The organism is Corynebacterium falsenii (genome assembly GCF_020099275.1).
Lineage (GTDB): Bacteria > Actinomycetota > Actinomycetes > Mycobacteriales > Mycobacteriaceae > Corynebacterium > Corynebacterium falsenii.
Genome location: NZ_CP083646.1, coordinates 1,275,744 through 1,289,027, shown reverse-complemented (window position 1 = coordinate 1,289,027; position 13,284 = coordinate 1,275,744). Strand labels below are relative to the sequence as shown.

The window sequence follows — 13,284 nt, the reverse complement described above, 5'->3', positions numbered from 1 at the left end:
TCAGTCACCTGCCTTGGCGGAGTCCGAGTCTGCGGCGCCGTAGTTGCGGACCCAGTCGTCGACCTCACTGGCTTGGAACTTCCAGAGGCGGCCGATCTTGTGGGCGGGCATGCCCTTGTCAGCGATCCACGTGTAGATGGTGTCCTTGGTGACGCCGAGGTGGGCGGCGATGTCGTCTGCTGACAGCCACGGCTCGGTCACGTTGGTCCTCCCTCGACGGTGCGGGCCCCACGGGCTGGGACGCCGTGCTGATTCTACCGAATCGGACCCCGTTTGTGCGGAGATGTCCCACCCAAGTGGGGTGCACCGCACAGGCGGGTGAGCGAAAATGAGGTATGGAGCGAATCTTCCCTGACGGCGGGGAGGCTGTCCGTGAGCGGGCGCCTGGGCCGATCCATGTTGAGACAAAGGTGTTTGACCAGGTCGTCGAGCCTGTGGCCTACATGTGCTTGAAGTTCATGTTGTTCCGCGAGGGCACCTCCTTGGTGCACTCCGCACACGGCAAAGTGCAGGCCCACCCGGGAACACTGGTGATCGTGTGCGCGGGCACGCTGTGCGGCGGTATCCCCGAGCCCAGCGTGAAGGTCACGACCGCCTACGTGACCTTGGACTACCTATTGGATCAGCTGACCTGGCGACTCAACGGTCTGCTGCTGGACCGCCGCGAGGCGGAGACGATCGCGGCGAAGTCCTTCCGCCACAACATGTGGGCCACCCGCCTCGACCGCGACACTGCGGCCCAGATGGGTGATCTGCTGGATCAGGTCGAACGCGTCCAGGCCGAGGGCGGTGGCTTCTACGAGGTGGAGGCCACGTTCATCACCCTACTGAGCCTGCTGGTGCCACTCATGCCGTACCAAGACATCCCTTCTGGCCCGGTGCGGTCATTGACCGGGGACGGCGAGGGCGGCCGGTTCCCGCCGCTGCGCCCTGAGATCGTCTCCGTCGGCCACGCCGTCCAAGCGAAGCTCTCGCATAAGTGGACGCTGGGTGACCTGGCGGAGATCGCCCACCTGTCCCCGCGTCAGCTCGGCCGCGCCTTCCGCGAGTCCTACGGCCTGCCGCCGATGTCCTACGTGTCGATGTTGCGGGCCAAGGAGATGGCTCGCCTGATCCGCGAGGAACCTGGCAGCTCCGTGGCGGCAGTGGGGCGTATGGTCGGCTGGAAGGGCCGCTCGAACGCACGGGAGAGGTTCGCGCGCCTGCTGGGCATCGGCCCGGATGAGTATCGGAGGCGGGCTCTTGGTCCGGATCTGGCCACACCTGGACCGGATACGGCCGAAACCGCCGCTGAGGGCTCGTAATCCTCCCGCGGGCTTGCTTGTCTGGTAGTGCGTCAGGTGTCACGCCGGGTCCCTGACGGCCAACCCCGCCAGCCACCCCAAGCGCTGCACCACCCCTATCTCTTCTTGACCGTCACTTTCTCGTTGGACTCCTCGGCGCACCTCATTGCCACAGCCCCACTTCGGGGCACCGGCAGTGGGCCAAGAGGAGAGCGAGATGGCGACACGACGAGAGGAACAGCAAGCGGCCCGTGAGGCGCGCCTGGATGAGCTGCACGACAAACTCACCGCGGCCGTGGACCAGCTCGTTTCTGGGGAGGACTGGAAGCGAGCGTTGGCGTTCGCCGCGAACTTCCGCTCGCGCAGTTTCAACAACACGCTGCTGATCTGGGCCCAGCATGCCGCCGCGTTCGAGCGCGGCCTGGTCCCTGAGCCGACGCCGTCGTACGTGGCGGGTTACAAGCAGTGGCAGGGCCTGGGGCGCCAAGTCCAGAAGGGCCAGCCGGGCTATCAGATCATCGCGCCGGTCACCGGCCGCTTCGCCTCTCCCACCCCACAAGATGCCGAGTCGTGGCGGCGACTGGGGAAGTTTGAGAAGCCGCGGCCCGGTGAGGCGGTGCGTTCGAAGATGGTCGGAGTGCGCCCGGCCTACGTGTGGGACGCCTCTCAGACAGCGGGCGACGACATTCCTGAGCCACCGCGGCCCAAGTTGCTGGAAGGCGAAGCACCCCAAGGTTTGTGGGAGGGGCTAGCCGCTCAGGTGAAGGCCGAAGGTTTCGACCTCGTCGATGTCACCGCGGCGTCGGAGATTTATGGGGCGAATGGGGTCACCGACTACGCCGCCCACACCGTCACCGTGCGCAGCGACATGGATGCCGCTGCGCGCGTGAAGACACTGGCCCACGAGTTGGGGCACGTCCTCATGCACGGACCCGACAATCCGGAGGCGCGCCAGCATCGTGGGATCAGCGAGGTCGAAGCCGAATCCGTCGCCCTCATGGTGGGAGCAGCCCATGGCATGGACACCTCCGGCTACACGATCCCGTACGTCTCCGGCTGGGCAGGACAGGTCGAGGGACGCGAGCCCGCTGAGGTCGTCAAGGCCACGGGAGAACGCGTCCGCACGGTCGCGCTGAAGATTCTCGACCAGCTCGACACCGCACAGACCAGCAACGGCACTCCTCCCGGGCTGGAACGCGACACCCCAGCGCGTAATGCGACGAGGCAGACTGTGGCGGCTGACCGAGCAGCACCAGCGCGGCGAGATCCTGTACTTGCCGAGGCCAGGGGCCTGTAATGCCTGACCTTTCCGCCTTCACTCAGACGCTGATGCGCATGCCGCCCGGAGCCTCGACGGGCGAAGCAGCGATGGCGCTGGGATCTGTTGGAGTTCCCGTGTTTCCGGTCGCGGTGGGTGGGAAGCAGCCGATGACCCGGCACGGCTTCCACGACGCCACCACAGACCTCGTCCAGATCCGGCAGTGGTGGTCCGCGACCCCTGGGGCGAATATTGGGATGCCGACCGGCGCCGCCTCGGGCCTCGTTGTCGTCGACGTTGATGTCCACGGGCAAGCCAACGGGTACGTCGCCCTGGACCGCGCCGATCGCGGAGGACTCCTGGCGGGATGGGAAGCCCTCATCCAGACCCCCACTGACGGGCTCCACGCCTACTACCCAGCCGACCCGGGCACCGAGCAACGATCGTGGCAAGCCGCACGTGCGGGGATCGACTTCCGCGGGGACGGCGGATACATCATCGTCCCGCCGTCCAGCCGAATCATCGGCGGCCAGCGGTGCTCCTACCGGCTGGAGCAGGTGACCCGCGACCAGCCTCAGCCCCTGGACGCTGGGCGGCTGCGCCGGTTCCTCGATCCACCTCCGCCGCGGACACACCGCCCGCAGCCGCAGGCGATGGATCGCGGGGTGAATCTTGAAAGTCTCGCCGCATGGGTCGGACGCCTCCAGGAGGGCGAACGCAACCACGGATTGTTCTGGGCGGCCTGCACCATGGCCGAACACCACGTCCCTCCCGGGCAAACACTCGACGTGCTCACTACCGCCAGTGGCCAGGCCGGGCTCTCCGTGCGCGAAGTGACCGTGACGGTGCGGTCGGCCTACCGCACTGTCACCACCGCACCCGTCAGCGCTACCGAAGTTGCGCCCAGCCAGCCGTCGCCGGTGGCTTCGCTGGACCGCTCACCACCACTGCCGCCTCCTGCTCGGAGCTTGTCGTGAACGGCCAGGCTGGGAGCCGCTGGGCCGTCATGACAGCTGTCGCAGGGACCGTGTTCATCGCGATGGGCGCGTTCTGGTTGTCCTTCACTTCCTTGGCCGACCTGGCGCGCCGCTCCGGGATCGGGGCGGGGCAGGCGTGGGCGTGGCCGCTGATCGTCGACGGAATCATCGTCGTCGCGACGGTCGCCGTCGTTGCCCTGGCCGGAACCCGCGCCTCCTGGTACCCGTGGGCTCTGCTCATCGGCGGGGCAAGTGTATCGGTGACGGCGAACGCCATTCATGCCGTCATCGCCGCCGACTCCGATGTGCCCGGCATTCTCGCTGGGGCCGTGGCCGCGGTCCCGCCCGTGGTGCTGCTGGCGATCACCCACCTGACCGTCATCCTCACCCGACCGCCCGAAGCCAGAGCCGACACGAATCCTCACGATGCTGCGGTCCGTCTGTGGCCCGACAGTGCCGAGGAACCGCTGACCGCCAGCCCGGAACTCTTTGAGGGTCGGGCCTCATCAGTACTGACCGCTGCCGGGACGGGTAACCAATCTGCAAACGGCGACTTTCACGCCCCGGATTTTTCGATGGATCGCCGCACCCGGGCGGCGGACCTACACGAGGCGGGGTGGTCGAACAAGCAGATCGCCCGCGAGCTGGGCGTCCACCCCTCCACCATCGGACGCTGGCTCACGGCGCTGACCGAATCCCCAGACGACGACGTGCCTGCCGATGAGGCGGACACAAACAACGCACCAGAAGCCCTGAGTGATCAGGCACCAACCATCGAGGAGAACTCATGAGTACCGACGAGAAGACCCCAGACCCCGTAGCCGGTGACATTGCTGGCGCTACGGGCACCCCCGACGCCATCGAAGCCACCAGCATCCACCACAACGACCCTGCCCTCGACCCGACGTTGTCTGTGCACCAGCGGGCGGGCCGCGGTGTGGACTGGGTGCGCCCCACCGACCTGATGGCACGCAGCGGCTCCCGGGTCGCTGGCGCCGGGATCGATTTCCAGGCCGACATGGCCCGCCGCTCCCGCCACGCCGCAGCCACCAGCGCCCGAGCCGTAGCGGCCAGGGCGCGCAGACTCCCACCGGTTTCCGCTTTCGGACGCGGGCACGCCACCGAGCCGATGACGAGGGATTCGGTCGGCATTCCCTGACCCGTGGAACTAAGACCAGCAGGACACCTCCGCTTACCGCCGTGTGATGACGTGGGAGCGGGTGCGCACCTGTTGGTCAAGGAGGTACCAGCAACCATGACCACCACCACGACCACACCATCAGAATCGGGTGAGGACTTCACGACCGGTGAGGGACTGCGCCAAGTCCTCATTCGGCTCCACGAGGCAGGCCCCACCAGTTGGGAGCACGACCGCACCGCCGACGCCCTCGTAGCCTATGCGGCCGACAAGTACGCGGGGCTGGCCCGCAAGCACGGGCTGGACCCGTGGGAGGCCGCCAGCGCCGCCTTCGAAGCGATGCGCAACGAATCCACCCGCACCGCGCGAGATCCCTGGGCCGTCGTCACCCACGCCGTCCAGCTGTCCTGCATGGCCGAGGAACGCGGCCAAGGGCTGCTGTGCTCAACCCATCAGGCCCGCCGCAAGAAGTACGAGGCCTTCCACGACCCCGAGCGGATCTCGGACCGAGAGACCCCGCTACCGGACTACCACCCGTCCTTCCAGGTCTACGACCACATCGACGACCCCACCCTCGACGACCGCGATGAGAGCACGGAAGCGGCATCCGAGGAAGCGATGTCGGCACTGAACGCGGTCGATGAATGTGTCGCCATGTTCATCGGGCTCGGCTGGCCAGCAGACACGGCCCGCATCGCCATCCACTACGTGACCACCGCTCTCTCGCGCACCCAGTCACGGATGGCGGCCTACGAGGGACTGCGCCGCGACAAACACGCGCTCGCATTCCTGGACATCCCGCAGAACTCCTGGCGTGTCCTCTTGCACGCTCTCCTGGGCCACCCACATCCCGCGTTGCAGGCCACCCCAGCCGGACGCGGGATTCTCATGCGCCTGGTCATCGGCGAACCCATCCGTTCGATCCTCCACGACGAGGACCTCATCCTCGCCATTGCGCTCGCCGCTCCGGGCAGGGCCGGGTGAACCGCTGTGGGTGCGAGCAATGGGCACATCGAACTGGACCGGACCGTCAGCTCGATCCAAGTCGGAGCACGCCACCGCCACGACCTCGGAGACATTGAGGGCCTCGCCGCGTCGGTCCAGAAGTATGGGCTACTTCAGCCGATCACCATCACCCCCGACGGGGTCCTCGTCTGTGGGGCCAGGCGCCTGGCAGCGATCAAGAAACTCGGGTGGGAGACCGTACGCGTATGGGTGCGCTCGGGAATCTCTGACCCGCTGGCCTACCTGTTGGCCGAGCAGGACGACAACGTGATGCACAAGCCGCTCACCCAGTTGGAACAGGCCGGACTGTATCGAGAGATTAACGACCTGCTACGGGAGGACGCCGACCGCCGTAAGGAAGCGACCCAGTTCTCCAGTGAGCGTCAACCTGGGAATGACGGTCCCGCAAAATTTGCGGGACCGTCAGAGTCTTCCGGGGACCGCCGCAAGCAGGCCGCCGACATGATCCCGGGCGGCGCCTCCTATGCCACGCTGGACAAGGTCACCTGGCTCCAAGATGTAGCAGCCGATCCCGACCAGCCCGAACACATCCGACACGTGGCCGAGCACGAGCTGGCGAGCATTGAGCAGGGTGCTCCCGTGCATCCGGCCTGGCAACGCGTCCGCGACCTCACCGCCGCAGCCAGCACCTCCCGTTCGGAGAACGCTGAGCATCTGGCGGAAGAGGCACTCGCGAAGCTCCAAGCCGAGCAGCGCGCCGCAGGCAAGAAGCGACCGGCCACGACCAAGCCGAAAGCTCCCGTCGTCTCGGAGCCGGAGGCGTGGCCGCCGCGTACGTTCGTCCACACGTGGCAGGGCTTCGCGCCCGGCTGGTGGGACCACTTCGACGTTGTGATCCTGGTCGAGAAGCTCACCACGGCCGAGATTGACGAGTTCTTCACCTTCGTCGATGACGCCACAGCCTTCGCCGAACAGATCCGCGCAGCCCTCACCACGCCCACGCTGACTGGCACGGAACAGCGTCCTCATCTCAAGGCCATCTGAGCGCAGTTGGGGCGCTCGGCGTACCTACGGCGTATGAAGACTCCAACCGACTTGCACCCTCAACGCCGACTCATCACCCTGATCGCCACCGGCACCGCACTGTTGGTGCTGGTGGCGTTCGGCGTCTACGGCCTCCTCGCCGGACCAGGGAAACCGTCGAGTCAGCCCTCGACGCCAGCGCCCTCCGCGACCGAAGCGGACACCCCGGGTGCCACGCCGACACCGTCGCAGCCGAAGGTGCCCGTCGTGCGAGGAAGCCGCGACCCGGAGACGTTCGCGGGCAATGTCGCCCTCGCTTTGTTCACCTGGGACACCACCACCGGCCTCATGCCCCTGGACTACACGGCTGTCCTCCTCGACGTCGGCGACCCGACCGGCCAAGAGCAAGCGGGCCTGGCCGCCGACATCGCCACCTACCTGCCCACCCGCGACGCGTGGATCGACCTGCGCCAGTACGCCACCACGCAGACGCTGACCATCGACTCGATCCAGGTGCCCGACGCTTGGAATGAGGCCGTCGAACAGGCGCACCCCGGCCAGCTCCCACCCGGAGCGATCGCCTACACGATTCACGGCACCCGGCAGCGCGACGGCGTCTGGAACGGCGCACCGACCTCAGCCGAACGCGACGTGGCGTTCACAGTGTTCATCGCCTGCCCACCCGAAGAGACGTGCCATCTGCTGCGCCTGTCCGGCCTCGACAACCCCCTGGACTGACAGGCAGGAGACCGTCATGTTGAAGAAGATAGCGCTCCTCGCCGCGGCCCTAGTCGTCCTGGGGCCGATGCTCGGGCTGGTCGGCGTCGCACTGATCGTCAACCCCGCCGCCAACGCGTCCTGCACCACCACCGGCAGCACGGGCATCAGCGTCGGAAACCTCCCGGACTCGCTGGAAGTGACCACCGCGGCCGGGGAAACATTCACCCTGAACCATCAGCAGCTCACCCACGCCGCGACCATCATCACCGAAGGCTCCAAGATCGACGGCGTCACCCGCGACGGTCTCCAGATCGCCCTGATGGCAGCGCTCACCGAGTCGACACTGCGCATGCTCGCCAACACCGGCACCTACCCCGAATCCGGGGACTACCCGAACGACGGGAACGGCGGAGACCACGACTCTCTCGGTCTGTTCCAGATGCGCCCCCAATCCGGGTGGGGCACCGTCGAACAACTCATGGACCCGACATACCAGGTCGCAGCATTCTTCGGCGGACCCACCGGACCGAACTACCCCTCACCGCGCGGCCTCCTCGACATCCCCGGATGGGAACAGATGGGCAAGGGCGAAGCCGCCCAAGCCGTGGAAGTCTCCGCCTACCCCGACCGGTACGACAACTACGCGCCCGTCGCCGAGAAGATCCTCACCACCCTCACCACTGGAGGGACTGGCACCGGTTCCGGCACAGTGCCTGTGGTGACGGGTGAAACCTCCCGGGTGGTGTTCCCACTACCGGAAGGAACGTGGGTGCAGACCTCAGAGTTCGGGCCGCGCGTCGACCCGATCAACGGGGAATCCCGCATCCACTCCGGCATCGACCTGGGCGCCCCCGACGGCACACCGATCATGGCCGCAGCTGACGGCACCGTCACCCGCGCCCAATACACCGAGACGGGCGGCGGAATCATCGTCATCGAACACCACATCGACGGCGGCACCCTCGCCACCGCCTACATCCACATGTGGGAGACCGGCATCCACGTCACCGTTGGACAACAGGTCACAGCGGGCCAACACATCGGCGACGTCGGATCGTCTGGCCATTCCACAGGACCGCACCTGCACTTCGAGGTCCGCCCCGGCGGCACCGACAGTGAGGCCATCGACCCAGCACCTTGGCTCAACGACCACAACGCCGCCGACCTGCCCGAAGCCACCGGCAACACCGACAGCGATGGCTGCTCGACGTCCAGCACGGCGGGCGACCCCGCTGCCTTCCCCGGAGGGGACCCCGATGCACTGGTGGAAGATCCGACGACCGGTGGGCAGATCACCGCCCGCATGGCCTACGTGATGGCCCAGACCCAGCAGGCCTTCCCCGACACCGCCTGGTCCTGCTACTCGCCACGCACCGGCACCAAGTCCGAGCACCCACTCGGGCGGGCCTGCGACATCACCTTCGGCAACCCCATCGGGAAGCGCCCCACGTCCGCGCAGCTGGAGGCCGGGTGGGAGGTCACCAACTGGGTCAAAGACCACGCCGAGACCCTCGGCGTCCACTACCTGATCTGGCAGGGCACCATCTGGAACATTGACCGCGACGCTGAGGGCTGGCGCCCCTACAACGGCGGCGGCATGCACGACCCCTCTGACATCACCGGAGGCCACTACGACCATCTGCACATCACCGTGAGGGAAGGAGCCCTGTGATGGACGTGTTCCCCAACTTCGGCGGCCTGAGCGGCATCGGCGACCTCAAGACCGTCATCGGCGCCACCCTCACCATCGTCCTGGTCATCGCGGTCCTCATGATCATCGTCTCCGCCATCATCTGGGCCATCGCCAGCAGCACAGGGAACACCAACGTGGCCACGAAAGCCCGCGCAGGCGTCCTCGTCGCCCTGGGCGCCGCAGCCCTGTCCGGGACCGGAGTCGCCTGGATCAACTGGCTCATCAATCTCGGCGAACAGCTCTGAGCTGCCCCGTCTTTAGCCCGCCTCGGATCGTCTCCCGGGGCGGGCCTTCTGCTGCTGTGGGGACGGATGGTGCACCTGCTGGTCGACCATGTTTCTCGTTTGCCGCCCGCCGGGTGGTTCTGATCTTTGGGAGTCCATCGTGATCGACCTCGCATCCGTCCTCGTCCAGCTGCCCGCCATACTGCCCATGGACATCGACATCAGCCCCAACGACTCCGGCCTGCCCGGGATCTCCCAGCTACGCACCATCGTTGGCGCCGTGATGACCATCGGACTGATCCTGTCCGTCCTGGCACTCATCATCTCGGCGATCGTCTGGGGCTTCGGCTCCAACTCCTCCAACCCGCACCTGGCAGGGCGCGGCAAGATCGGCGTCCTCGTCTCCTGCGGTGCGGCCGTGATCTGCGGCGCCGCCGTCACGCTCATCAACTTCTTCTGGAACGTCGGCCAACAGGTCTAACCCCATCCACTCACTCTTGGGAGGTTTGTGATGGGTGTCTGCGATGTTCCCGTCATCTCAACGGTGTGCGACGCCGCCGGAGAAGCCGCCGCCACCCTCGTGTCGGCGCCCTTCGACTGGCTCGCCTCCACCATGGGCCAGGCCGCCGGATGGCTCATCGAGGCCATGTGGAAAGTCTTCGACTCCACCACCCTCGTCGACGTCACCGCAGACGGCTACCTGGACGTGTACAACCTGCTCTTCGGCATCGGCGTGCTCATCGTCCTGCTCTTCTTCTGCTTCCAACTCATCCTCGGCCTCATCCGCCGAGAACCCTCCGCCCTCGCCCGGGCAGCCCTCGGCGCGGGCAAAGCTGTACTCGGCTCCTTCCTCGTCATCACCCTGACCGCCACCGCACTGGAGATCGTCGACCAACTCTCCATCGGCATCGTCCAAGCAGCAGGGGAAACCACCGGAACCATGGGCGACAAGATCGCCCTGCTCACCGCGGGCCTGACCGCGATCAACATCAGTGCGCCAGGCGTGGGCGCGATCGTGACGATCTTCCTGGCCGGGCTCATGATCTGTGCGGTCGCCATCGTCTGGTTCAGTCTTCTGATTCGCAAGGCGCTGCTGTTAGTGGCGATCGTTCTGGCCCCGGTCGCGTTCGCCGGTGCCGCGTGGGATGTTACCCGCTCCTGGATCGGCAAGTGGGCGGCCTTCGTCGTGGCATTGATTGTCTCCAAGCTGGTCCTCGTCGTCGTCTTCCTCATCGCGATCACCCAGGTCGCCACACCCATCGAGGCGGACCTGTCTGCGGTGACCGAACCCATCACGGGAATCGTGCTGCTGTTCATCGCCGCGTTCGCCCCCTACATGGTCTACCGGTTCATCTCCTTCCTCGGCTTCGACCTCTACCACGCCATGGGCACCGAGCAGGAAGCCAAGGGCGCACTCAACCAGCCCGTCCCTGTCCCGTCGAAGCCGCAAACCGATGGGGTGAAGAAGGTCCTCGACGGCGGCGACAGAGGCGGCTCCGGGTCAGGCGGCGGAGGAGGCGGTGGTGGAGGCGGCGGTGGTTCTGCACCACCCACGCAGGCCGCACCCACGTCGGGCTCCACAGCCGCCACCATTGAACCCGCAGGAGCCGGTGGAGGTGCTGCCGCGGCAGCAGGGCCCGCAGCGGCGGTCGTCGTTGCTGCTGAAGTCGCCGAAACAGCCGCTGAGGCCGGGCCCACGCTCGGCCACGAGGTCGGCGACCAGGCCGAGTCGGCCGCTGACGCTGCCGACCAGCCAGGAAGCACCCCGCCACCCGAGCAGAGTGACCCGGGTGTGCCACCGCCGTCGACGCCCCAACCGAACCCACCGTCGAGTGACCCCGCACCACCGCAGGACCCGCCACCCGCCGAGCCGAAGCCACCGGCTGATCCGCCCGCACCCCAGCCACCCAAGGAGTGAGCACCATGACGTCAAGCACTACTCCCGGGTCCGACCTGGTGCCAGTGAAGTTCTCCCGGCTGACACGCCGAGGCATCCTCCTCGGGCTCTCCCTGTCACAGCTGGTGACGTTGGGCGTCGGGATCGCCACCCTGGTGTGGGCGTTCTACGCAGGAGGCGGCATCCTCATCGCCCTGACCGCACCCATCTGGGTCCTATCCGCAGCCCTCACCTGGATACCCCTGGCCGGACGCCCGATCGTCGAATGGGTGCCCGTCGGATTCTGGTGGATCTGGAAGACCACCGGCGGCCAGCTGCTCTACCGCCGCCGTATCGTCAAACCCCGACCCGCGGGCACCCTCGCCCTACCCGGGGACACTGCACGGCTGCGCGAGTACCGCGACCCCATCACCGGGGCCGGAATGATCCACGACCCCACCGCGGCCACACTCACCGCCGTCATCTCCGTGACCCACCCGGCATTCGTCCTGCTGGACCCCGGCGAACAGGAACGACGCGTCACCTCCTGGAGCCGGGTGCTGGCCACCGTATGCCGCTCCGGACGGGTCTCCATGCTCCAAGTCCTCGAACGCACCCTGCCCGATTCAGGCACGGGGCTCGCCGAATGGTGGTCCACCCACGGCACCCATGACTCGTCCTGGGCATCCACCACCTACAGCGAACTCATCGACCGAGCCGGACCCGCAGGCGAACGCCACGCCACCACCTTGTCACTGTCTCTCGACATGAAAGCAGCCGCCCGGCAGATCCGCACCGCAGGCGGCGGCATCCGCGGTGGCGCCGCCGTCCTCCGCCAAGAAATGAACACCCTCGTCGCCGCGCTACGCTCCGCCGACCTGGCACCGTCCGCTTGGCTCACGTGCGGGCAGATCGCCGTCATCCTGCGCTCCGCCTACGACCCCGCCGTCGCCGCCACCCTGGAACGCCACGGGGAACTCGGACAGAACCTCGCCACCGCAGGACCCGTCGCCGTCAACGAATCCTGGAACCGGCTGCGCACCGACTCCGCCCACCACGCCGTTCTCTGGATCTCCGAGTGGCCGCGCTCAATGGTCTACCCAGGGTTCCTCGCATCCATCCTGCTCTCCAACGGCATCCAACGATCCTTCTCCCTGCTGTGCACCCCGATGCGCTCCGACCAAGCCGCCCGCGACATCCGCAAGAAGAAGACCGAGTACATCTCGGACGCCGCGCAGCGTCAGAAGATCGGACAGATCGAAGACGCGAGCCAGACCGCCGAATACCACGACGTCCTCCAGCAAGAAGCCGACCTCACCGCAGGCCACGGCATCCTCCGCTACACCGGTCTCATCAGCGTCTCCGCCGCCACAAGCGACGACCTTGACACCGCTGTCGCCGCCATAGAGCAAGCAGCGATCCAAGCCTCGTGCGAGACACGGCTACTCGTCGGCCAGCAGGCGCAGGCCTTCACCGCAGCAGCACTGCCGCTGTGCCGGATCGTGTAGTGCTGGGAGTGGTCCTACATGCGAAGGGTCGTAGGGGTCGTAATTGACTTGCCGGTGCCCAGCGCTACCGTCATGTAGACGCCGCTGATGTGCTCGTCGAGGGCATTCCTCGAAGCTGCGACCAGGCGATTGGCGAGGTCGGCGTCGACATACCAGCTTTCGTTCGTCCCCGCCTCAAGCCGGTGAGGCATCTGTGGTCCTATCAACTCGCCCTGCGGCATGAAGCGCATGGTGCCGCCTCGGGGGCACAACGTGATCGAGTCCACCGTCACTGGCGCACGGCCATGATTCGTGACCTGCACGCCGATGACCTCGGGGCCGTCGAATCCCTGCTCCCGGAGGTTCCCAACATTCCGGGCTGCTCCCGACTTCTCAACTGGGCCTGTTACGAGGCCGCCGCGGCCCTGCACGCCGTGGAGCAGCTTGGCCTTCGGGCGTCCAGCAGAGAGAAGCCACTGAGCCAGCTGCCATCCAAGAGACAACCCGGCAACGAGCAGCGAGATGCTCGCGATGACGAGCGCAATAGCTTCCGATCCCACGGTTCAAGCCTACGGATGGGCACCGACATCTAGCGTACGGATGGGGACCGACGTCTTGACGGGTCCAGTGGCGCACCTG

15 protein-coding genes are annotated in these 13,284 nt (G+C 66.8%); 13 read left to right on the top strand and 2 right to left on the bottom strand.

The genetic code is table 11. The features are described 5' to 3' along the window. Positions 1-201: a helix-turn-helix domain-containing protein gene (locus LA343_RS05715; protein ID WP_025402388.1), complete on the bottom strand. Its 201-nt coding sequence runs from the start codon at positions 199-201 to the stop codon at positions 1-3. A 134-nt stretch (positions 202-335) separates the two neighbouring features. Between LA343_RS05715 and LA343_RS05710 the strand changes: the two genes are divergently transcribed. The 13 genes from LA343_RS05710 to LA343_RS05650 all read left to right on the top strand — a co-directional run bounded on the left by LA343_RS05710 (position 336) and on the right by LA343_RS05650 (position 12,666). Then, positions 336-1,304: a helix-turn-helix domain-containing protein gene (locus LA343_RS05710; RefSeq protein WP_025402387.1), complete on the top strand. Its 969-nt coding sequence runs from the start codon at positions 336-338 to the stop codon at positions 1,302-1,304. Positions 1,305-1,500: 196 nt separating this feature from the next. Then, entirely contained in the window at positions 1,501-2,580 is a 1,080-nt protein-coding gene (locus LA343_RS05705) for an ArdC-like ssDNA-binding domain-containing protein (RefSeq protein WP_025402386.1), read from the top strand. Next, entirely contained in the window at positions 2,580-3,518 is a 939-nt protein-coding gene (locus LA343_RS05700; protein ID WP_025402385.1) for a bifunctional DNA primase/polymerase, read from the top strand. Before LA343_RS05705 ends, LA343_RS05700 begins: the two co-directional genes overlap by 1 nt. A 29-nt stretch (positions 3,519-3,547) precedes the next feature. Further along, the gene (locus LA343_RS05695; RefSeq protein ID WP_052337637.1) at positions 3,548-4,309 is read left to right on the top strand and encodes a DUF2637 domain-containing protein; all 762 of its coding nucleotides are present in this window, start codon (positions 3,548-3,550) and stop codon (positions 4,307-4,309) included. Then, positions 4,306-4,677: a hypothetical protein gene (locus LA343_RS05690; RefSeq protein WP_025402383.1), complete on the top strand. Its 372-nt coding sequence runs from the start codon at positions 4,306-4,308 to the stop codon at positions 4,675-4,677. Before LA343_RS05695 ends, LA343_RS05690 begins: the two co-directional genes overlap by 4 nt. Before the next feature lie 96 nt (positions 4,678-4,773). After that, positions 4,774-5,640: a hypothetical protein gene (locus LA343_RS05685; protein ID WP_025402382.1), complete on the top strand. Its 867-nt coding sequence runs from the start codon at positions 4,774-4,776 to the stop codon at positions 5,638-5,640. 6 nt (positions 5,641-5,646) lie between these two features. Next, entirely contained in the window at positions 5,647-6,666 is a 1,020-nt protein-coding gene (locus LA343_RS05680) for a ParB N-terminal domain-containing protein (RefSeq protein WP_025402381.1), read from the top strand. Between the two features lie 33 nt (positions 6,667-6,699). After that, on the top strand, positions 6,700-7,383 hold the full coding sequence (locus LA343_RS05675) for a hypothetical protein (protein ID WP_025402380.1): 684 nt from the start codon (positions 6,700-6,702) through the stop codon (positions 7,381-7,383). Between the two features lie 16 nt (positions 7,384-7,399). Beyond that, the gene (locus tag LA343_RS05670; RefSeq protein ID WP_025402379.1) at positions 7,400-9,037 is read left to right on the top strand and encodes a M23 family metallopeptidase; all 1,638 of its coding nucleotides are present in this window, start codon (positions 7,400-7,402) and stop codon (positions 9,035-9,037) included. Then, positions 9,037-9,303 (top strand): DUF6112 family protein, encoded by a 267-nt coding sequence (locus LA343_RS05665; RefSeq protein ID WP_025402378.1) that lies wholly within the window; start codon positions 9,037-9,039, stop codon positions 9,301-9,303. The genes LA343_RS05670 and LA343_RS05665 overlap by 1 nt, the downstream gene beginning before the upstream one ends. Before the next feature lie 139 nt (positions 9,304-9,442). Beyond that, positions 9,443-9,763 (top strand): DUF6112 family protein, encoded by a 321-nt coding sequence (locus LA343_RS05660; protein WP_025402377.1) that lies wholly within the window; start codon positions 9,443-9,445, stop codon positions 9,761-9,763. 30 nt (positions 9,764-9,793) lie between these two features. After that, complete coding sequence (locus tag LA343_RS05655) at positions 9,794-11,200, top strand: TrbL/VirB6 family protein (RefSeq protein ID WP_025402376.1); 1,407 nt, start codon at positions 9,794-9,796, stop codon at positions 11,198-11,200. A gap of 5 nt (positions 11,201-11,205) precedes the next feature. Then, complete coding sequence (locus tag LA343_RS05650) at positions 11,206-12,666, top strand: SCO6880 family protein (protein WP_025402375.1); 1,461 nt, start codon at positions 11,206-11,208, stop codon at positions 12,664-12,666. 14 nt (positions 12,667-12,680) lie between these two features. Here the strand turns inward: LA343_RS05650 and LA343_RS05645 are convergent, their stop codons facing one another. Next, positions 12,681-13,205, bottom strand: a complete 525-nt coding sequence (locus tag LA343_RS05645; RefSeq protein ID WP_025402374.1) for a hypothetical protein — start codon at positions 13,203-13,205, stop codon at positions 12,681-12,683. Positions 13,206-13,284: the final 79 nt, after the last annotated feature.

Excerpts from the sequence above, each read along its gene's own strand:
- LA343_RS05700 (WP_025402385.1), top strand. The coding sequence starts at position 2,580 with ATGCCTGACCTTTCCGCCTTCACTCAGACGCTGATGCGCATGCCGCCC.
- LA343_RS05705 (WP_025402386.1), top strand. The coding sequence starts at position 1,501 with ATGGCGACACGACGAGAGGAACAGCAAGCGGCCCGTGAGGCGCGCCTG.
- LA343_RS05675 (WP_025402380.1), top strand. The coding sequence starts at position 6,700 with ATGAAGACTCCAACCGACTTGCACCCTCAACGCCGACTCATCACCCTG.
- LA343_RS05670 (WP_025402379.1), top strand. The coding sequence starts at position 7,400 with ATGTTGAAGAAGATAGCGCTCCTCGCCGCGGCCCTAGTCGTCCTGGGG.
- LA343_RS05690 (WP_025402383.1), top strand. The coding sequence starts at position 4,306 with ATGAGTACCGACGAGAAGACCCCAGACCCCGTAGCCGGTGACATTGCT.
- LA343_RS05655 (WP_025402376.1), top strand. The coding sequence starts at position 9,794 with ATGGGTGTCTGCGATGTTCCCGTCATCTCAACGGTGTGCGACGCCGCC.
- LA343_RS05710 (WP_025402387.1), top strand. The coding sequence starts at position 336 with ATGGAGCGAATCTTCCCTGACGGCGGGGAGGCTGTCCGTGAGCGGGCG.
- LA343_RS05650 (WP_025402375.1), top strand. The coding sequence starts at position 11,206 with ATGACGTCAAGCACTACTCCCGGGTCCGACCTGGTGCCAGTGAAGTTC.
- LA343_RS05695 (WP_052337637.1), top strand. The coding sequence starts at position 3,548 with ATGACAGCTGTCGCAGGGACCGTGTTCATCGCGATGGGCGCGTTCTGG.
- LA343_RS05665 (WP_025402378.1), top strand. The coding sequence starts at position 9,037 with ATGGACGTGTTCCCCAACTTCGGCGGCCTGAGCGGCATCGGCGACCTC.
- LA343_RS05685 (WP_025402382.1), top strand. The coding sequence starts at position 4,774 with ATGACCACCACCACGACCACACCATCAGAATCGGGTGAGGACTTCACG.